At 37.0% G+C, this 21,919-nt stretch carries 14 protein-coding genes and 3 tRNA genes; 2 read left to right on the forward strand and 15 right to left on the reverse strand.

Translation table 11 applies throughout. From position 1 onward, the window contains the following. Positions 1 to 58: 58 nt before the first annotated feature. The 4 genes from RTL21_RS05730 to RTL21_RS05745 are packed head-to-tail and all read right to left on the reverse strand — an operon-like array spanning position 59 to position 9,278. Entirely contained in the window at positions 59 to 2,776 is a 2,718-nt protein-coding gene (locus RTL21_RS05730) for a phospholipase D-like domain-containing anti-phage protein (protein WP_312094233.1), read from the reverse strand. Positions 2,777 to 2,779: 3 nt separating this feature from the next. Then, positions 2,780 to 5,620, reverse strand: coding sequence for an anti-phage-associated DUF1156 domain-containing protein (locus RTL21_RS05735; RefSeq protein ID WP_312094235.1), 2,841 nt, complete (start codon positions 5,618 to 5,620; stop codon positions 2,780 to 2,782). Next, complete coding sequence (locus tag RTL21_RS05740; protein ID WP_312094237.1) at positions 5,620 to 6,210, reverse strand: anti-phage-associated DUF3780 domain-containing protein; 591 nt, start codon at positions 6,208 to 6,210, stop codon at positions 5,620 to 5,622. Before RTL21_RS05740 ends, RTL21_RS05735 begins: the two co-directional genes overlap by 1 nt. Beyond that, on the reverse strand, positions 6,207 to 9,278 hold the full coding sequence (locus tag RTL21_RS05745; protein WP_312094239.1) for an anti-phage-associated DUF499 domain-containing protein: 3,072 nt from the start codon (positions 9,276 to 9,278) through the stop codon (positions 6,207 to 6,209). The genes RTL21_RS05740 and RTL21_RS05745 overlap by 4 nt, the downstream gene beginning before the upstream one ends. Before the next feature lie 344 nt (positions 9,279 to 9,622). On the opposite strand from RTL21_RS05745, the gene RTL21_RS05750 reads away from it, so the two are divergent. Beyond that, complete coding sequence (locus RTL21_RS05750) at positions 9,623 to 11,512, forward strand: DUF262 domain-containing protein (RefSeq protein ID WP_312094241.1); 1,890 nt, start codon at positions 9,623 to 9,625, stop codon at positions 11,510 to 11,512. Positions 11,513 to 11,611: 99 nt separating this feature from the next. Then, positions 11,612 to 12,667, forward strand: coding sequence for an EcsC family protein (locus RTL21_RS05755; RefSeq protein ID WP_312094243.1), 1,056 nt, complete (start codon positions 11,612 to 11,614; stop codon positions 12,665 to 12,667). A 108-nt stretch (positions 12,668 to 12,775) separates the two neighbouring features. Here the strand turns inward: RTL21_RS05755 and rlmH are convergent, their stop codons facing one another. The 11 genes from rlmH to RTL21_RS05810 all read right to left on the reverse strand — a co-directional run bounded on the left by rlmH (position 12,776) and on the right by RTL21_RS05810 (position 21,919). Further along, entirely contained in the window at positions 12,776 to 13,255 is a 480-nt protein-coding gene (gene rlmH / locus RTL21_RS05760) for a 23S rRNA (pseudouridine(1915)-N(3))-methyltransferase RlmH (RefSeq protein WP_312094245.1), read from the reverse strand. Between the two features lie 80 nt (positions 13,256 to 13,335). Continuing rightward, complete coding sequence (locus RTL21_RS05765) at positions 13,336 to 13,497, reverse strand: CxxH/CxxC protein (protein ID WP_312094247.1); 162 nt, start codon at positions 13,495 to 13,497, stop codon at positions 13,336 to 13,338. Between the two features lie 307 nt (positions 13,498 to 13,804). Then, entirely contained in the window at positions 13,805 to 15,016 is a 1,212-nt protein-coding gene (locus RTL21_RS05770; RefSeq protein WP_312094249.1) for a S1C family serine protease, read from the reverse strand. Between the two features lie 193 nt (positions 15,017 to 15,209). After that, a complete protein-coding gene (locus tag RTL21_RS05775; RefSeq protein WP_312094251.1) occupies positions 15,210 to 15,998 on the reverse strand; it encodes an MBL fold metallo-hydrolase in 789 nt (262 codons plus the stop codon). A 6-nt stretch (positions 15,999 to 16,004) separates the two neighbouring features. Beyond that, positions 16,005 to 16,805, reverse strand: coding sequence for a two-component system regulatory protein YycI (locus RTL21_RS05780; protein ID WP_312094253.1), 801 nt, complete (start codon positions 16,803 to 16,805; stop codon positions 16,005 to 16,007). Then, a complete protein-coding gene (locus RTL21_RS05785) occupies positions 16,792 to 18,102 on the reverse strand; it encodes a YycH family regulatory protein (RefSeq protein WP_312094255.1) in 1,311 nt (436 codons plus the stop codon). The genes RTL21_RS05780 and RTL21_RS05785 overlap by 14 nt, the downstream gene beginning before the upstream one ends. Next, on the reverse strand, positions 18,099 to 19,928 hold the full coding sequence (gene walK / locus RTL21_RS05790) for a cell wall metabolism sensor histidine kinase WalK (protein WP_312094257.1): 1,830 nt from the start codon (positions 19,926 to 19,928) through the stop codon (positions 18,099 to 18,101). Before walK ends, RTL21_RS05785 begins: the two co-directional genes overlap by 4 nt. 8 nt (positions 19,929 to 19,936) lie before the next feature. After that, a complete protein-coding gene (yycF, locus tag RTL21_RS05795) occupies positions 19,937 to 20,647 on the reverse strand; it encodes a response regulator YycF (RefSeq protein ID WP_312094259.1) in 711 nt (236 codons plus the stop codon). A gap of 896 nt (positions 20,648 to 21,543) precedes the next feature. Next, positions 21,544 to 21,616 (reverse strand) — tRNA-Phe (locus RTL21_RS05800). 119 nt (positions 21,617 to 21,735) lie between these two features. Beyond that, positions 21,736 to 21,812, reverse strand: a tRNA-Asp gene (locus RTL21_RS05805). A 35-nt stretch (positions 21,813 to 21,847) separates the two neighbouring features. Then, a tRNA-Glu gene (locus RTL21_RS05810) sits at positions 21,848 to 21,919 on the reverse strand.

Raw genomic sequence — 21,919 nt, forward strand, 5'->3', positions numbered from 1 at the left:
ATAGCACATAAGGTATCCTCGCACCCGTACCTAAGCTTAGGTTTTATTGAATTACACATTACCAAGGCTCACTGAGCTTGTTTACAATATCACTACGTGATAATACAGATGCACATCGTTCCCATAAATGTGCAGCAGGATCTAAGGTCTCACGATACTTCACAGTAAAAGCATCCTGAGCCTTTTTTCTTTCGTGAATATATTCGTTCATTCGACCTTTAAGTTCTGCTTCATCTTCAATCCATTCATCATCGATAGTGTCAGGGAGGGACCCGAAAATGTCATATGTATCACGTAAGCGTTCAGACAAAACGTTGTAAACTTTCTCATCCTGAGTTTCACTGTAGACAAGATTAAGCATATCGACAAATTTACGAGTCTGACCGAATCTCTTGATTCTGCCCAATCGTTGTTCAAGCCGAGACGGATTCCAAGGAAGATCAATATTAATTAGTGTCCCTAAGGTTTGAAGGTTCAACCCTTCGCAAGCTGCATCAGTTGCAACTACTATACGGATCTCACGGGTTCTAACAGCAGTTTTTATCACTTCCCTTTCTACACTGTTAAACTGCATACCTCGAAAAAGACCACTTTTACCAGCACCAGCATAAAGTGCCACAACTTCATCTTTGATATATTTGGCCAACTCTTTTGCAATCCATTCTGCAGTGTCATAATACTGGCTGAAGATAATACAGCCATGCTCAAGCCAGGTCTTTCCATCAGTCCTAAATTCTGTTAAGAACCACTTCACTGTATTAAATTTAGAATCTACCGCTTCAGCCCGTGAAAGTTGGGTCTCTATTTCTTTGAGGCAGGCCACTTCTGCAGGAGTCATTTCAGAAAGGATGTGTTCTGCCTCCTCAATGTGATCCTCTTCCTCATTTGGTATAGAGTGCTTTAACATTTTCTTTGCCGTTTTCAAACCAGATGCAAAACTTGAACAAATACGCTGAAGCATCAAGGATTTCATGAAGCCACCAGCTTTGGTTCTAGATTGAAGCAACTTACTAAACTCTTCGGCTTTTTCATACGCAACCTGAAAGGGTGTATTTGTTGGTATCCCTAAGCCTACAAATCGAGATTGGTACTGGGTAAGATTTTGAGTTGCAGGATGCGTATTAACCCCGACTTTTTCTAGCAAACCGTCGTCCTCAAGCTGTTTTCTTTTCCTTAAAACTGTATGTCGCAAAACGGGATTGTTTTCTTTAAAAAAATTTGGATCCAGACATTCCGAAAGCCAAATATTCTGAATCATATAACCTAAGTCTTCATATCGGTGTGGGCAAAAGAATGACTGGGTGTTAATTGCCATATAATCCCGAATCTGCTGAACAATATGATGTTCATTAGCAGGAGGCAGTGGGTTACTTAACCAATCCCACGCCTCTTGTTCTGAGTTGACTTGACTTTTTCCAGTTACCATTGGAATTGCTTGCTCATGATTTCGCCAAGGGGATAATGGATCTCCAAGGACGAAGTCTACCCCACTGTTCAAGATACCCAAAAGGTCCCAGAGTTCCCGAACATCAGTCTGTATTGGAGTAGCAGTACCAAGTATTAGATGTTGTGTACGTTTTCCGATTTGCTGCATAAAAGCCAGAAGATTGTTGGGTTCAGATGACCTAGCACCAAGTCCTCCTCTTGCTCTTGCTTTATGAGCCTCATCTAAAATCACTGTCCCAAATCGATTTTTAAGGAGCAAGGCTGCTTCTTTTACAAAGTCAGGACCTTCTCTCTGGTGCATGATTAATCCAGTTGATATGATGGCGATTTTATAAGGACATTTTCTTATTGAAGATGCATCCCCTCGTGGGGATAAAATTTGACCTTCAACACCAACCCATACTTTTTTCTGAGAAGACCAGACAGCGGTTGGAATTCCAAGCTTATCCATCATTTCAACCTGCCATTGTATCGTTAACGTAGACGGAGCAAGAATGAGTATCGGACCATCCTCAAGAAGTGCGCTAACTAGAGCACTAGTTGCCATTGAAAGTGTTTTACCAACCCCGACTTCATCGGCCAGCAGCAAGCGTGCTTTTCCATATGCTTCTCGGTGTTCCAAAAACATAGTAACAAAGGAACGTTGCCAAGGTTGCAATTGTTCTCCTCCTCGATATATCGGAGCTTCTGCCATTGCAGCAGCCGGTACTTCATTAGGATTCAAAACTTCTATGGTAACCTCCCGACGATTGGCGACCCGATGAATCTCTGCCAAAATGGCTTCCGGCAATGGAACACCATCGTTCCATAAAGCCCAGAACTCTTTCTCTACCCAATCAGCACTTTCCTCATCGTCATCCTGCCAAACCAATTCATAGTTATGGGAAAAGGCACTTTTTGATTCGTTCACAGATCCAATAAATGATTTACGGCTACCATCTTGATAGTGTATGGATCCAGCTTTACCATGTAAAAAGAGACGCTCACGAGGCACGATTCGAATTTCCACATTCCCCGACCGGAGCAACTGATCAAGAATCTGATAACGCTCTTTTTTCAAGAGAGCTTCTGCCTCTACATCCACTTCATTCCAACGTTCTTTAAGAGCTGTGTTCCTACTTGTTGCCACCTGAAAGTCTGCCAAATCCAATTCAGAATTACAAATAATCTTTACTTCTGGAATCTTTGCTATCTCCTCACCTACCAACTCAAAAATAGAACTCCGGAAATATCCTGCTATCCGGAAATACTTTGATGCACCTTTCAGAGATTCAGCAAGAAACTCAGTATCCAGCCTTACTGTTCGAGACGAAAAACGCTTTAACGTCATAAGCTATAACCTCTGGTTCCTTATAGATTCCGCTAGTATTCGTGCACTACTTGCTTCAACATCAGGTTTAAATGTTTTAGTGCCTTTTATACCTTCACGTTTTTCTGCCAGATAGTCTGCCATTTTTGCCAACAGTGATTTGCTAGGAAGATAGTTAGGGCAGTTTTCCATCAAGTGCAATAACACATCCTCTATTTCCACATCTTTAGTGATTTCAAAGATTGCATAGAGTAAGGATCGAAGTGGTGTGCCCGCAATTTCTGCATCCCCTGACATCATAGATCCTTTAAACTCCGTTGATAGTTTCAAACGCGCTGAATTAGCTTTGGAGCTATCACTCATTAACTGTTCAAAGTGGTGAACCTTGAATGCTTTTGCGAAGTTCTGATAATTATCCAGTGTCTTTGCACCCTGATGTTCCATCTCAGCCATTTTCAAGTAGAATCGTTCCACAGCTTGAAGTTTCTGCCATTCCCCTTTTTCAAATCCCACGGGAACAAGGAACTGAACGGCAGTTTGGACTGCAAAATCTATTAGTTCATCAACAAAAGTTTTTTTGCCTTTTTGACGAGGTGCCTCAGACTCTGAAACCATATCCTTACCGTCAATGTGAGAGTATGCTGTCAGTACTTTTAAAGCAGCAGCATAACCAGCCATTTGTAAGTCTGCATCGGTATAAAGCCCTTCAGAACCTTGAGCTCGTACTTTTCTATCCAATCCAATTAAAGACTCGACCTGCTCTTTAACTGCATCCTCAATCTCCCAGCCAAGATCATCACGGAAGGTTTCCAGCTCTTGATGGCGCTTACGGAGAACAAGAATAATGGTTCCCCTTACATTAGCCCCACCTCTAATTGCAGAATCCGTTTCTGTTACTACGTACCATGCAGCAGTTACTTGCAAGCCACTGGCCCAAATGATATTTGCCATGTCAGCCCAAATAGATCCGCTCTGATGGGTAAACATTAAAATTTGAATGCCATTATCTGGCATCTTTTGAGTCATCTTACGGTAAGCAGCCACCATTCCTTGACGAAAGCCCTCATCCTCTCCTTTAATGGCTAACGAACGTCGGCTATCCCAACTCCAGTGAGCAAATTCCTTAGGGGGATTCTTTCGCAGCCAGGCAATAAAGAACTCGGTTATTTCTTCATATTTGACTGCATCTCCGTACGGTGGATCTGTAACATAAATATCGTTTTCTACCTCTAATTCTTGGGCAGGGTGTGAATTGACCACTTTATTAAAGTCACATGGAAATGATTTAAAGTTATCAGATGTAAAAAACTCTTCCAGCCATTCACTTCCTCGGCATCCATAGCTATTGAAGGTGTTTAAGGCTTGGTTATAGAAAACATTTTGAGTTTTTCCTACTCGGCCTGGTCCAGGGTTCGAACTCCACCGACACAATTTAGCATTATAGTCAAGAAAGCGCCCAAACTGAGGATATTCAAATGCTTCTAATGATTTACGGAATAAAGCACCAACCAACAACTGTCTTGGATTAAACAAGTGATGCCAGTGGGTCCAGCCACGCTCACGATAGAGTCGTTCTGTTTCATCTCCCTTTTCAATAACCATATCTGGTATATACCCTTTATTTTGCCAATCTTCGAGATGTTCATGGACATAGTCTATTACTTTTTGCTCTCTTTCTAGATCTTCATCTGTAACCGAACGGAATTCATATTCCTCACCTCGACCACTCTTCTTTGGGCGCATCCACATTACAGCATACAGTCGCTCTTGGAAGATGTCATCTGGACGTGGTGAAATATCAGTCTTCTCCCACAGTCTCAAGCGATTTTTGTTCTCTTTTCCTTCTTTATAATCGCCACGAATTGTACTTATTTTTGTACGATATACCGTGCTACCTGTGGGCGAATGAACAACTTCCCCATCTATTACAGTTCCAGCTTCCGCTTCGTCAATTTCTTCTTCAGTTTCAACATATTTAACAGCAATATCGTATCTTTTCTCTTCTGGAACAGGAATTAATTCGCCTACAACTCCATGACCACGACTAATAATTAAACTCGGAATCAGTGGCACCTTCCATCCAGATTCTGGACATTCCACTTCAACACAGTAAAGATATGCCTTCCCTCTCCAGCCGTTTCTATCAGTTTCAATTTCCAGATTATTAATCTCTTTTCGAACCTGCTCAATCATCTTTTTCTGCGCCTTATACATTTCATTACGCTTCTCTTTAGGAGCACCAACGATATTAAAAGCACCCCATGTTAACATACATGCAATTGGGTTTAGGTCTGAGGCATAAACATCACACCCTAGACGTGCAGCCTCAAATGGAATTTGACCAGAACCAGAGAAGACATCCGCAACCTTTGGACGACGACCAAAGCGAGCAATCCCCATCTGTTCCACAAGATCAGGAAATGAAGTTGCTGAAGTACCTAGATATTGATTCACTTGATCCCAAACATGTAGGAAAAGATATTCGCCAACTTCTTCAGGACGTTTTGCACTTTTAACCTGCTCATTGTATGGAAGAGCTAAAAATTCACCGACAGTATTTCTTTTTGACGCAGAAAGTTTTTCTTCAAGTCTTTTTTGCATAGACTCTGAGTCCATACCCATTAAAAGCTCAAATACTTCCAGATCCTTAAGGCGATCCTCAGTGGCAGGTAGCAATGAACCTAGTATACACGCTTTATTCAGGATAAGTGGTTTCCTCCCCTTCCAGTAGCTACCAAGTGCAGTGAGAGTTTTACCTGAACCCGCCATCTGCTCTTTATAGCTTTCAGCTGATATTTTCAGAACCGGAAACAGATGTTCAATCAAAGCTGGTTTGTCTTTCCATTCAAATGGTTTTAGTGCCATCAGATATCTCCCTTTTCTATGAAATCAAAAAGTGTCACTGTTTCTTTTTGTTCTATTTTCTCATCTCTTGTCTTACTTTTTATCTTAGGTCCTAGCTTAATGTTAGTACCATCAGATAGTGCACAATATAATGCTTTTCGCCAACCTCGCTCGTTCTGATTGTAATGTCCTGCCTCCGAAGCGGTTTTGCTATATAGCCACCACCGCTCCTCGGGCCGCAATGCTAGCCACTTTTGACTTATTACAAGACACTCATCAGGAATAGCATGCTCCGCGGCCCAACCAAGAACGCATAATTCTCTACCCAGAAAACGGTCCAATTTGACTTTTCCAGTAGTCCAACTGCCGGTACTTTGCTTTTTATTTTTTAAGCGTGCATTAAAATCTCGCCTAGCATCATCTCTAATTTTGGTCCAAAGCTCTCGAGCCAGAACCAATCTGCATTCGACCGTTTCACGGTGAGCTTCATCACCGTCAAAACCAAAATCTTCATAAATGCAGATTGGATCTCGTGGAGCTGCAGGAATTTCTACGTAGAAATGGTGGATACCAAATTCTGATGGAGCTCCAAAATCTTTAGTAATAATCATCTTTGCTCTACCTCTCCATTGCCTATCTCAATACCGAGTTGCTTAGCAAAATGTTCTAAGTCATAGCCGGTATGTGTATAGGCTTTTTTAAATGTCATAATCATAGGTGCATCTGGGCTAAGCAGTGTTTGAAGATGTGCCAACTCTTTTTCAATAAACTCCGCACTAATTTTAATTTCACCAAACGAAAGATGTATCACCTGTGGTGCAGAACCTACCATTAGTGTAACTTGTTCTAATTGAATACCCTTCTCCTTAGCCAATTTCAGTCCTTCATATGTCTTCGAGGAATTATCTAAACGCTTTGGTGAAGTACTTACTAGAATGGCTGGTGCCTCTTTAATAATAGGAACCTCATTGGAACCAGACTTTGGAAAGGTAAAATTACGTTTTTCTTCTAGACCATCACACTCTGCGAAAACATAAACAGTCGTCTCTTCATATCCCAACTGGATTGGCCCTGTATAGTCAATTCCGTTTCTGGCTTCTGACCCGTCCAATGTGTACTTAATAGAACCTTTTGGTGCAACAAGCAGCTCTACTTTTCTGGAAGACTCATTAAATTTATTCCGGAGTGTTAGACGATTTTTCCATGTTTTTGGTGCACCAGTTAGGTTTTTCCCTGTTGGATCAACAGCAAGAAACTGAACCCGTAGGGCCTTTGTTGCCAATGTATTATCACTCAGTACTAAACTACTTTCAGATACTTCACCGTCTTCTGCATAGTAGATTCTTGGACTCTTACCTGCATTCGCGACATCAATTTTCAAGCGCACCATACCTGAATCATCTGGAGAAGATTCTTCACTAATAATAACTTCTGTTGTTTTTGGTTTCGGCATTTTCGTGATATAGCCATTCCCTAAATCTTCCCATACACCACGCTGGAATGCTTCAATGGCAAGCAGATCAAATCCGCGGCTTGGAAGCCAAGGCATCTGGGTTTTCTGTTTCATTTTGTCCAACAAGTCTGTCTTCCGTGCCTCATCCTGAGAGCCAAACAGCAAAGACTCTACTCTTGCACGAAGAGCATCGAAGTTTTCAGTAATTTGAGTATACAATTTGATTGGGTCAGAAGTCAGTGTTTTTACTACCTGACGTTCACCATTGTATAGCTCATTTGACGGATAGGTACTATCGAGTACTTTCGGTCGAAGCACATCTTCTCCTCGGTTGTTGCCTGGGAAGAGAAGTTTATCAAATACCGAAAGAACAGTTGTATGAAAATCCTGTTCATATTGTGCCTTCTTCTCATCTAGCTCTTTTCTCTGTGGGTGTGAATTAGAAATTTCATTATCTATTTTTATTGCTGCATAGACATGGCGCGCAGCTTTTTCGATACTGGCAATAGATGACTTGTCTCCAGTCAAAACTAGTATATTATTTTTGTTAATAAGTTCGTTTTTAAAAAATTTGTCAACAACACTAGGAGGTGTCTTTCCATCTGGACTTATAATCAAAAGAGCCCGTCCGGTTTTTAACACCGCAGCTGCGTCATCCATTTCAGGAAGAGGTAACACTTTTTCATAAGCTTCTCTAGTTACTGGTTTATACATCTCTTCAAGGCGTTGACAGATTAGTTCATCCACCTTGTTTTGTGGAGCTTTATCTGCGTATCCTTGAAGCTTCTTTGTTAGATTCTCCTGACGACTAAAATAGTTGCGTCCTTCCTGTGTCTGATGTAAATACCAAGCGGATTTTTGAAGCTCAATGAATGCTGTACGGAAACTGCTTCCTTGATGATTTGGATCAATCAAACATTCAAGCATTTCACTCTCTGTTAGACCCCTTACAGAATTGACGGCGGTTGACAGACTAGCCGTGAGTAGAAGGGTTCCAACCTGTTTTGCATAATGATTCCCAATGTTGATGTCAATTATCTGGGCATGAGCACTGTATGTAGAATCCCAAATGTCTCTTGCAATCACATCGCGCATTTCAGAGATATCAGCAAGTTTCTCACGTACATCGTGGATGGAAAGATCAAAATGCTGAGCTCCAATCAGATACACGTCCTCACTGCTCTCCCAAACGGATTTTAATAAACGTGAAACCAGTTCCATTAACCCACGTGTTTGTTTGAATTTTTCATTCTCTTTAAACAGGGCAATAATACTCTTGAAGCTAGGGTGGAAGGGATAGGTTGATTCTATTTCAGTAGCCAATGCCTCAGCACTTCTTTCAACCGTTTTTGCCCTTGCTGCTTCTGCCAGTCTTGAAGCATAGACTGAAGCAATTTCAGCTATCTCACTTTTATCTGGTAACGAAAGAAAGAGACGTTTCCGAAGTATTTCATAGATTTCATTAGACTCTAAATTAACCGGAGTAATAGAGACTTCAGCACGCCCCAGTTCCTGTGTAGCATCATCGAGTGCCCGCTGAATTAACTTTCCGCCCGTATCGTAGGCCGCCTCTAGGTCAGATACAACAATACATACATTTTTCTTTTTTTGAGCCGCAGTAAGCATATTAGAAAATGCTCTTGTAATCACATCAGCAATTGTTCCTTGCCCTAAAACCTGAGTGCTATAATAATGGAAATATGGTGGCATCTCATCCAAGAGAATAAGAATAGGCTTTTCGCCATCAAATAGCTTTAACCATGACTGTTCATCTGGAGCCTTTGCACCCGATTCCCAATATTCCTTGAATAAACTCTCCTTTTCTAACTGGCGAGCAATTTCTCCCCAGAAATATGTATGAGGATTGTTACGCCCATTAAAAGCAGCTATCTTTGCCGAATCAAAATTTGACTGGTATGGCATGGTGCCTATCTGCGCCTCACGAAGAACTGCGTCTTTTGCCAAAAGTCCAAATCCAACCATTAAGTGCGTTTTACCGCCACCCATAGCCTGTTTAAGATGGAATACGCTATCATTTGATTTTCCGGCGAGACGCGCTATTCCTTTAGATAGAAGCATCTTCATTCCATCTGTTATAAAAGTTTTCTTAAAGTATTCCTGCCCATTGGTTTCATGTATAATCTGATCTAGTTGTTCAATCTGATCACCAACATTTATCTCAAGGGCCTTAGGTTGTAATTTACAGGCAGATTTGATTGTTTTCATTCTATTTTCCTCCCCTTTTTATACCCAGCTAATATTTTAGATACGATATTCTTCACTTTTATATTTATATAGTATATTTTATCGCTTTGAAGAGATATTGCATAGCGTTGCTCATACAATAGTTGGATTTTTACTGGAAAATCCACATTCATATTTACCTATGTTTTTCATGGTAATAAAAAAAGTAACTCACACCACGGAAAAGCTAGTAGCGTTTTAGTTACCTTTCAGAAAAATTCTAACAGAACTTATTAATTTTAAACCTATTTACGATCTAGAATATTTAAAAACCTAATAAGAAAATTATGGTATAATTTTCCTAAACATATTGGGGAGGATTTCTAATGGCCGAAAACCAACTAAAATCATTAATGGAACTTTTCCAAAATAAGATTTTCCGAATTCCTGATTATCAACGAGGGTATGCTTGGGAAAAACAGCATTTACTTGCATTCTGGGAAGACTTAACGAATCTGCAATCGGATAAAGTTCACTATACAGGAGTAATAACTTTAGAATTAGTTAAATCAGATATCTATAATCACTGGGAAGAAGAAGGATGGATTATCAGTCGAGGCTATAAGCCATACTTTATTGTGGATGGTCAACAACGTTTAACTACTACTATTATTCTATTGCAAGCTCTCTTAGAAACAATTAGTGAAGATAGTCTTCTAAATTTTTATTCAAAAGAAGACATTAGAAATATGTACATATGTCAACAAGCTGCAAACGGCATTAAAAAAGCATATGTTTTTGGCTATGAGAAGGATAATCCAAGTTACGAATTTCTGAAAACCAAGATCTTCGGAGATCAATCTTCTTCTAGTCAAGATATCGAGACTTCCTATACTAAAAACCTTATAACAGCTAAAGAATTCTTTAAAGACAGAATTGTTAACATGAATACCACTGATAAGGAAGTATTGTTTAAGAAAGTAACTCTTCAGTTACAATTTAATGTATTTGAAATTGATAACCAAATTGATGTTTTTATTGCTTTTGAAACTATGAATAACAGAGGAAAACCACTTTCCAACTTAGAACTACTTAAAAACAGGTTAATCTATTTATCCACCCTTTTAGACGAGGATGACGATTCTAAGAGTTTCCTTAGGAAAGATATTAACGAGAGCTGGAAAACAATATATGAATATCTTGGTAAGAACCAAGAAAATCCTCTCGATGATGATGTTTTTCTAAAAAACCATTGGATTATGTACTATACATATTCTAGAGATAAATCCGATGTATACGCTGACTACCTACTAAATGAACAATTTACAGCTAATAGAGTGCTAAACAAAAAAGTCCACATGATTGATATACAAAAGTATATTCAGAGCTTGCAACAAAGCATAAAAGTATGGTATCAACTCCATAACCCTAATACATACCATGATGAGGCAGTAAAAAAATGGCTTTATAAACTCAAGAGACTGAGTTACGGAGCATTTTCACCATTAATTATGGCAGCAATTCTTAAAAATGACCAAAATGACCGTATTGTTAAACTATTGAAAGCGACAGAAAGGTATGTTTTTATCCTATTCAGAGTATCCTTTAAAAACTCTAATACTGGTGACAGTCATTTTTATAGAGAAGCATCAATTTTATATAGAAACCAGACCGATATTTACTCTGTTATAAATGACATAAATGATTGGACATGGAATCATACAGATATCCAGAACTTTAAAAAACAGATATCTGATAATTATTTTAAGAAGAATAACAATGGGTATTATGGATGGAGAGGTTTAAGATATTTTTTATTTGAGTATGAACTATATTTACAAGAAAAATCAGGTTCAACTGTAGATAAGATTGATTGGACTAAATATGAAAAAAATTCGGAGAGTATAGAGCATATCTATCCTATAAATGGTAGTGATAGTTACTGGAAGTCATATTTTGATCAATTTAATTCACAAGAAAAAATGCTATTAGTACACTCATTAGGTAACTTAGTAGCAATCTCTCAAAGTAAAAATTCATCGCTGAAAAATTCTAGTTTTACTGAAAAGAAGAATCCAACAAGCAGCAACAAAGGATATTATAATGGTTCTTATAGTGAAAATGAAATTGCTCGAAATGATAATTGGACAGCAGAAAAAATTATTAACAGGGAACTAGAGTTATTACAATTTCTTATTGATCGATGGAAGATAGATACTGATGGAATGTCTTTACAAGAATTATGTTTTACAAATGACTTAGTGAGGGTTCCTTAATTACACCTATAAAGGTCCACTCTTTGAAAGTGGACCATTTTTGCGTTAAATAGAGGAAAACTTTGTTATCTTCTATTGTAATAGACCTAGAGGGAAGGTATGACTGTGGAATTTTCTGCATTAAATGAGAAAGAGAAAGAATTAATTGAATTATTAACATTGCAATATGAGAAGTTTATAGAGCCTAGTCTATTGCAGAAGGGCACTACAAATATAAAAACTTACATTGCTAATATTACACCTGAACCAGTAAAAAATTACTTCGATAAATCATTAACCACTATTTCTGATGCAAAATTAATTGTCCAAACTTTAGAGGTGGCTGGTAGAGGTTTCGGGCTACTACAAGAAACAGCAGCAAATATGACCCTAAATAAACAAAGTGTTATAACAAAGCTTTCAAAAATTGAGCAAAATATTGATTTCGAAAGTATTTGTAAGTTAAGAAGTTATGAGATTGAAGGAGTATTAACCAATAATAAATGGAAAGACAACAGCATCGCTTTAATTGAGGGTGCAGGTACAGGCATGTTCGGAGTATTGGGAATTCCTTTTAATTTAGCTTTGAGCATGTTGTTATACTATCGTGCTGTTCAAAATGTCGCATTAATGTACGGATATGATGTAAAAGATGATCCTCGGGAGCTTGAAATTGCATCTAGTGTTACTATGAATTGTCTTTTTCCAAATAATTCTCAAACAGATGATATTATGAATGTAATTGGAAAAATGGTGTTAGCTTCCAATTTAAACAGTCTTAAAAAGTCTTTAAATTCCCTTACTTTTAAACAAATGGCTGAAATGGGGGGAGCAGAGCTATTATTTGTTCAAATTAGGGCTTTAGGTAATAAGGCTGCTGAAAAGGCTTTAAAAGAAGCTGGACAAAAAGGATTAGAGAATACTATTTTCAAAAAAATGTTAGAGCAATTAGGTAGTCAACTTAGCAAAGAAGTTGGAAAAAAGGCAATTCCAATTCTTGGTGCTTTGGTTGGTGGTCTATCAGACCTATATATGATGGATAGAGTTTTAAAGGGCTCAAATATTATTTATCATAAAAGGTTCTTAATTGAAAAAACAATAAGAGTTAATAAAATGTCTAAAGACAATACTTCAGATATTCTAGACTATGATGAAATTATGAGGAAGATAAGATAGTCTCTAAAACAACCTTAGCAATATATGATCCAAATCTCATATATTCTAAGGTTGTTTGATTATTTCTAACACTCTTCCCAAACATTAAATATTTATAAAAGTTTACCGTTACTTATGGTACGGTTCTCCCCTATTAATCCGAAAAGCCCGATAAACCTGCTCCACCAAAATCAACCGCATCAACTGATGAGGAAATGTCATCTTACTAAACGAAAGCTTCTCATCCGCCCTCTTCAACACTTCATCACTCAATCCCAGTGATCCACCAATAATAAAAGTAACTTTACTCTTCCCATATGTACCCAACTTATCGATTGTATCTGCTAACTCCTCTGATGACTTTTGCTTGCCCTCAATAGCTAGAGCAATAACATGTGCATCAGTTGGAACTTTCGCGAGGATTCTTTCGCCTTCTTTTTTCTTTACTTGCAGCATCTCTGCTTCACTTAATACTTCAGGTGCTTTTTCGTCTGGAACTTCGATAATTTCTATTCTAGAATAACTTGAAAGCCTTTTTATATATTCTTCGATTCCAAGCTTTAGGTATTTTTCTTTTAACTTTCCTACCGTAATAATTGAGATATTCACATGCTTTCCTCACTTTACAAACAAGATATCCACATAAGTTATCCACATATCCACATTTTAATTCCACATATGGTATGGAATCACTTGTTCGCCACCATATATATGGCGTTATTTTTACAATATTCACAGGCTGTTGATAACTTTTCTTCGTCTGAAATTTGTTCCAAAATCGGAAATGTTTCATACTCATTTACGATAGAATCTATTGCTATATCAACGTGTTCAGCACAACTATAAATCATTTTTTCTTCTCCTTTTAGCAATTGCTTTTTTCATTTTTCTAAAAATAATTGTGGATAATATTTTTTCCTTATGCAATTAATAGTTATCCACACTCCATCTTATCATTCTACCCAAAAACTGCAACCACTCTAACAAAATTCATTTACTTTTCTCCATAAGACCTTATCCACAAACAATTTCATTGCTTTGTGAAAAAAATATTTCAATGTACCTTTCTTTTACAATAATATTCCTCGTTACAAAAATTTTTTTGAACATAAAAAAGTAGAGCAGAACCCAAAAAGGTTTTTGCTCTACTCTCCTTCCTTACATTTCATCTTCCGCTAACGTAAGCTCTGTTGTTTCTAGCTTTCCATTTCGATAATACTTCACTTTCATGGAATCGCCAATTTTCTTCTCATTATATAAATGCTTTCTTAAATCAATTAAGTCCACTATTTCTTTGCCATCTAGTTCAACAATTACATCTAACTCTTTTAATCCTGCTTTCTGAGCTGGTGAATTTGGCGAAACATCTTTAATCGCTACTCCTGTTGTTACATCCTCCGGTAACTTTAATGCTTCCTGCTGATAATATCCTGGAATATCACTAACAGATTGTAGCTCCACTCCCATATATGGACGTTGGACCTCTCCATGCTTCTCTAAATCTTCAATGATCGGAGCCGCTGAGTTAATTGGAATAGCAAGCCCAATCCCTTCTACAGCAGATTCAGCAATTTTCATGCTATTGATGCCAATGAGCTGACCTTCAATATTAACGAGTGCACCACCACTATTCCCAGGATTAATAGCAGCATCTGTTTGAATAACCTCTGATTGCCAATCTGGTGTCCCGTCTTCATTAATATCAACTGGTATCGTTCTCTCTACTCCTGAAACAATTCCTTGCGTAACGGATCCAGAGAATGTTAGTCCTAATGGATTTCCGATCGCAATTACCGGTTCACCTGCTTTTAACGTATCTGAATTACCGAACTCGGCTACCTTTGTGATTTCACTTGCATCTACTTCGACTACTGCTAAATCCGTCCAAATATCAGCGCCAATTAGCTCAGCAGTAATTTTCTTGCCATTCGATAAAGTGACTTCAAGCTCGGTTGCACCTTGCACTACATGATTATTTGTCACAATATATGCCTTCCCGCCACTTTTCTTATAAATCACACCCGACCCTGTACCTGCTTCTTCTGCCGTCGTTTCATCTGCCCAGAAATTAGAAGACTGCAGATTGGTAATTCCCACAACTGAATCGGCTGCTTTATCAACAGCCTTTGTGACATCGGTTTCTACATTTAAAGAGACATTCTGCGTTTTTATCCCTTCTGAATTGCTTACAAGACCACTGCTTTCCTCTTTATTCGGAAAAATTGCTAAATCAGTTAAGAATGGACTAAGTAACAACACAAGTACTGCACCAATAATAGCACCAATAAATCCAGAGAAGAAATATCCCTTTCGTGAGCTTTTCTTCTGTCCATCTCCTCGATTCCCATAATCATATTCCACAAGCTTCATTCCTTTCTGAAGACATTCATCTAAATATTTCTCAACATCTATCCTTATTATTTTTCCTTTTTTTCAAAAAAACAAACGAAATACTTAGAGAAGTTTTCACCAGATAAATCCAAAAGCATTCATATACTGTTTTTGTTTTTCCCATAAAAAAAAGCGAATATCCTACTATCCGCTTTTTTTTCTATTTATTCTCTTATATAGCCATCATTTTTGTTGGTATTCTCGGATCTGTATCAAATAAATTCACCTGTTCGCCTAAACCGACGCCCCGGCTTTCTAACGTCTGGCCAACCGACATTCTAGCTAGATCCTTCATATTATTATCTAAGCTTAAATGAGCAAGATAAATATGCTTTGTACGATCTCCAATTACTTCACTCATTGCAATCGCTGCATCTTCATTACAAACATGCCCAACATCACTTAAAATACGTCTTTTAATATTCCATGGATATTTTCCCATTCGCAACATCTGCACATCATGGTTGCTTTCAAATACATAGGAATCTGCATTGGAAATAATCCCTTTCATTCGATCACTAACATACCCTGTATCTGTGATAAGAACGAGCTTTTTCTGTCCTTCATGGAATACATAAAACATTGGTTCTGCCGCATCATGGGATACACCAAAGGATTCAATCGATAAATTTCCGAATATCTTTACTGTTTCCATATCAAATTGAAATTTCTGCTCTGTTGGAATTTCTCCAATTAAGGGATCCATTGCTTTCCACGTTTTTTCATTCGCATAAATAGGTAATTTATATTTTCTTGCGACAATACCTACCCCTTTTATATGGTCACTATGCTCATGTGTCACTAATATGCCTGTTAAATCACTCATTTTCCGTTCAATGCCTTGAAATAAGCCTTCCATTTGCTTTCCGCTTAATCCAGCATCGACTAAAAAGGAATGTTCTCCTGATTCAACAAAAATGGCATTTCCTGTACTGCCACTTGCGAGAACACTAAAACGCATTTTCTCTCACTCCACTTTCATTTCCTCTGTTTCTGGCTGTATAACTTCCCCATCCAAAGCATTTATATATAAATCTTCCTCGTTTACTGTTACTTTCCAAGTTGGAGCTAGCAGCTGTGCAGAAGTATCGAGCTGTGTATGATAGCCTAATTCTACATTACTTACATACGAATCACTTTCTATATAGCTCTTTGTAAATAAGTTAAGAATAACCTCGAGCGGCTGAATAATATGCTCCTCTTCATCCATTTCTTTAATGTTTTCCAAATACGTTTGGTTATAAGAAACAATTTTATTTTCTTCGTTTACATTAAAGGTAAGCTCACCCTTTGGATTTCGGTAAAGTGTCTTTCCAGCATGCTGCTGATAATACTTAATGGTATTCCCTTTCTTTTCCCAAAAACGATACTCTGCACCGTTAAGTACTTGATTAAACAGAAATTCAGTTAAATCCTCTGGATTAAACTCTTCCTTAATACTAATCGGTTCAACTAGCACGGCTTGAAGATATATGCTGTCTCTTACCGTAATTTCTTGACCATCTAATATGCCCTTTTCCAGCTTTTTGATTTCATCATCCGTAAACTTCTTCGATTTTGCTGATAAATATTGATCCTTTTGATTATTGACTGGAAGCTTTTCTTTATCATATTTGATACCTAATCGTGAAAGCGTATAGGTTGTCGGCTCTGTTGTATAGTCATCCGCCTGCTGGTATTCTTTAATCTTTATATATTCATAAATTAAATATACATCCAATAATAAAAAGGCAATAATAAATATGGTCTTTATCTTACTCCAGTCCATCTAAGTTGCCTCCTGTTCCTTCCGAATATAAGGTATACCATTTACTATCATATTGGTAAAACCAGGTTGGCTGCAAAGAAACGATATTTTGGGAATCGACCTGCATATCGTATCCAAGTACAATATTCTGGAGTTTTTCTGTCTTTAACTTTTTATTACTTTGCAGATAATGTAAAACTTCTCCTCCTGACGAGACGGTCTCTTTTGAAAAATCAAATGGAGTGGTTGTATTGATAATAACTAAATTACTCGTTAAAAGACGCTTTGCCTTATTATTTTCCCAGTACAACCGAATATCAGATAACTCCGTTTTCAAATTAAATACTGGCATACCATTTGTGTTATATAAACGAAATGTTATTTTTCTATCTTCATCTCGTCCCACATAGAAATAATCATTAATCCAGCCACCACGCTCATTAATCAACTCGATGCTATTGTTAATGATATGTTGTTGATTCATTTCATTCGAAATCCCAGAAGGTTTAAAGAAGCTGACAATATGGGTATCCTTATATATTCGTAATAAACCCGAATCATCCGTATACTCTTCCCAATTCGTTAGAATTTCTTTTTGAGCAATACTAGGATTAGTAAATAAGGCTCTTTTCAACCGGATAGATTCAATTTGTCTCGTAAAATATTTGTATTTATTTACTTCCTTCTTTTCATTAGGTAAATAAATTAAATACTGGTCATTTGGTTTATAGGAAAAATAAGTCGAATACACTGTTTTTTCCTTATAAACATTATCTTTGAATTGATTTAGTTGCTCTATATATTTAGAACGGATTGATGTTTCATATACTTTCTCAGTTTCTTTAGAAAGAAAATATACTTTCCCTTCCTTATAAGAAAACAGGATTGTATCAAAATCAAAAGAATTATCTTGATCAATTCTTAAAATATCTTTGTAAATACGAAAAGGAACTTGCCCAGGAAATCTTATTTCTAGGCTATTATTCTGTTCTTCTAAAAAATGGGCGATGCTATCAACAGTAGCAGTTATATTACGAAAATCTTCATACTCAAATTCTTTAAGCTTCTTGATAATAGAGTCTATTTCGTCCCTAGAAATTGTACCATAATGCTTCCCATCCATGTGTTGGTAAATTTCGTCTGGTTTTACTACTTCACTAACTCCCTTTTTATCCCCTAATTCCTCTTGAGCCGTGGTCGAGTCACTATCAATTGAATCAAATTCTCCACCTTGGTCTGTCCAAAGGAGATAATATAATAGCACACTTAATGCAACAAGAAAGATTAATATGCCGCTTTTTACGCTCTCATATTTCATCCCCAATCATCCTCTTCAGATTGAATATACGGTAGGGTGAAAGATATTTTGGTTCCTTTGCCTTCTTTACTGGATGCCCAAATTCTCCCTCCATGTGCTTCTACCATTTCTTTTGCGATTGCAAGACCAAGTCCTGTTCCACCAAGCTTACGTGTTCTCGCTTTGTCGACACGGTAGAAACGATCAAATATTTTATCAATATTTTCTTTTGGTATACCTACACCATTATCAGATACACTTACGATAATTTGCTGCTCTTGCTCCTTAATAGAAAACGTAATTTTTCCACCTTCAGGAGAGTACTTTAATGCATTGGAAATAATATTATCTAGTACCTGTGTTAATTTATCTTCATCAATTTCCACAAACGCTGCTTTCTTTGGCAATTTTCTTATAAAGATAACATTTTGTTGTTTCGTCAATTCAAATCGATCAATGATACGATTATAAAAAACGATAAAATCAACAAGCTCTTTATTTAACTGATAATCTCGGCTATCTAATTTGGAAAGCTGCAATAAATCATTTACAAGGCGTATCATTCGCTCTGTTTCATTTTGCGTAACATTAAGGAACTTCGGTGCCAATTCTTCATCCTTCCATGCACCATCATAAAGAGCTTCTACATAACTGCGCATTGTAGTTAATGGTGTACGTAATTCGTGGGATACATTCGCGACAAACTCTTTTCTTTCCATATCTATTTTTTCCTGTTCAGTAATATCATGAAGTACTGTAATTAAACCATTAACAAATCCAGTCTCCTTTTGAATAACAGAAAAATTTGCCCGTAAAATATATGGTTCATAATGAGTGCTATAATCTAAAATAACCGATTCTCTTTCCTCTAATAGCTCCTCAAACGTATACTTCTCATTTAGGTCAAGGAGATTAATAATCGGCTCCGACAGTACTGTTTCACGTGAAACATCTAGCATCTTTGCAGCAGGCTCATTAATAAGGATAATTCGCCCTTTTCTATCTGTAGCAATTACCCCATCTGTCATATAGGATAAAACAGAAGATAATTTCCTTCTTTCACTTTCCGTTGTAGCCTGTGATTCCTGAAGCTTTTTGGTTAAATTATTAAAAGTAATCGCCAATTGCCCAATTTCGTCAAAACCATACACTTTAACCTTTCTAGAGAAATTCCCCTTTGATAAAGCAAAGGCATGTTTCTGCATATCAGATATCGGTTTTGTAATCGTTCTTGCCAACAATACCCCTAATATAGCCGTAACGAATAAGGTAATAATGGTTCCTTTTTGAAAGATTTGATTAATCTTATCAATTTGTTTATAAACATTTTCAATCTTACCCTCTAAATAAATGGCTCCGACTATTTCATCCCCATTCGTTTTTATAGGGGTAATCAGCTCATAAATTTTTTCCCCATTCTTCTGCTTGAGCGGATTATCCGGTTGAGAAGAATTTGATAGAACTCGTCTAACCGAATTATCGACCATTTTCTGCCCAACCAAATTTTGGTTTTCTGGATCAGAAGTTCCCACAATTATACCACTACTATTTACAACCCTGATTTCCTTAATATCCGATGAATTATTATCACTTAGAATCCTTTTTATATCATCTTCTAACGTGGAATCACCGTTTTCAACAACTCTTTCTTTTACAAGCTGCTCTTCTAAATAAATAGATAAAATATTTACTTTTTCTTGAATTGAAATTTTAAAACTATCCAATAAAGTTGTTTGCAATGTCTTTACAAAATAGACCCCAATAATCTGAATAGAAATGAGAATAAGCAAAACAATAACCAATACAAGCTTCAAATGAATAGAACGAAAAAAACTTACTTTTTTCATTTATAAATTTACTCCTGCTCAGGATTTCTTAAGTAGTAGCCAACGCCTCTTCTTGTCACAATCCAAGTTGGATGACTAGGATTATCTTCAATTTTCTCTCTTAATCTTCTTACCGTTACATCCACAGTTCGTACATCGCCATAGTAATCATAGCCCCATACTGTTTGAAGCAGGTGCTCCCTCGTCATAACTTGTCCAATATGTTTTGCTAAATAAAAAAGTAATTCAAATTCACGATGAGTTAGTTCAATCATTTCTCCTCTTTTCGAAACGATATATGCATCTGGATGAATAATAAGCGAACCAACCTCAATTTCATTCGTTTCCTTCTCTTCTTCTGCCGCAGAAGAAACTTGCTGATGACGTCTAAGATTTGCCTTTACACGTGCAATTAACTCTCTTGTGCTAAAAGGCTTCGTTACATAGTCATCTGCGCCTAATTCTAAGCCTAATACCTTATCTATTTCTGAATCCTTTGCTGTTAACATAATAATAGGCATATCGTATTTCTTTCTGACTTCACGGCATACTTCCATTCCATCCCTTTGTGGAAGCATTATATCAAGCAGTACTAAATCAGGCTGGATTTCTTCCACTTTTTCTATGGCCTCATTGCCATCATAGGCACAATATACTTCAAAGCCTTCTTTCTTTAAATTAAACTGCAGAATATCCGCAATTGGTTTTTCATCGTCTACAACTAAGATCTTTTTATTCATTCAGGAATCTCCTTCTATCAAGTTTATCTATTGTTAATCCATTCTTTTATTGTTTACTTCTACTGTCTACTTTACCATTTTAAATTTATATAATCACTTTTTTTCTATTATTACTTTATCCCGCCTTAACGAGCAGTATGACTCCTCATTCAAAATGACGAGTAGTAATCGATAATTTAGTTGGGGAACGAACGACCAGTATAAATGCCAATTGGCTCAACTATTACACAATCGGGGAATCTCCGCCCTTTTAATTTGCACCAAATAAAAAAGACAGTGAAGCTTTCTCTATGAGCCCACTGAATCATTCCTTCCATACAAGATTAAAAAATCCCTCTTTAAAGAGAGGGTTACTATTTTCCATTATTTTTAGCATTGCTATTCATGGTAATCCTATGTATTTCGTTCCTATCAAAACATTCTAGGCCGCTACATATGCCCTCATTCTTATCAGAGCATTATACTTCTTAAAAAAATCCAGAGGCATATGGATAAATATTGAAACCTTTTCTACTAGATAATCGTCTATATATATGAGTTTCATTTTCCCTTAATTTTGGCAAGGCGATCCTACTTTTATAGAATGGGGTACCTTGTCCTTTTTTTATCTGCTATCGTCTCTACTTTGTCTTCTCTAGCAAGTAAAATAAATTCCTTCCATCCTTCTCTTTCACTTTATTTCTTAGTAAATTTTATACCGAAGAGGGCATATACATTCACTTTAGCATAGTTTTGAAGGAAAAATAGAATTGCTATTATATTGTAATAAAATTGTTGTATAATTTTCATGTTTCATTGAAATTTGTAATAGAGAAGATGGTATTTTGGGGTTATTTACAGGGAAATAATTTGGACATAAAAAAAACAACGACGATTAGTAGTTGTTATAATAAAGGTGGCTCAGGACGGAATCGAACCGCCGACACAAGGATTTTCAGTCCTTTGCTCTACCGACTGAGCTACTGAGCCAAACTATTGTGACTGATGCTTACTAACTCTTTTAAGCAAAGGTCGAAATATTTACTTGTCTTCAATATGTATTAGATAAAAAATATATAGTAAATATGCAAATGCATAGGAAGAAAAAATGGCGGTCCGGACGGGACTCGAACCCGCGACCTCCTGCGTGACAGGCAGGCATTCTAACCAACTGAACTACCGGACCATTTCATTCTATTAATATCTATATATAAGATATTATGACCCATACGGGATTCGAACCCGTGTTACCGCCGTGAAAGGGCGGTGTCTTAACCGCTTGACCAATGGGCC

Origin of the sequence: Niallia sp. (assembly GCF_031978665.1) — a bacterium.
Classification (GTDB): domain Bacteria; phylum Bacillota; class Bacilli; order Bacillales; family Cytobacillaceae; genus Niallia.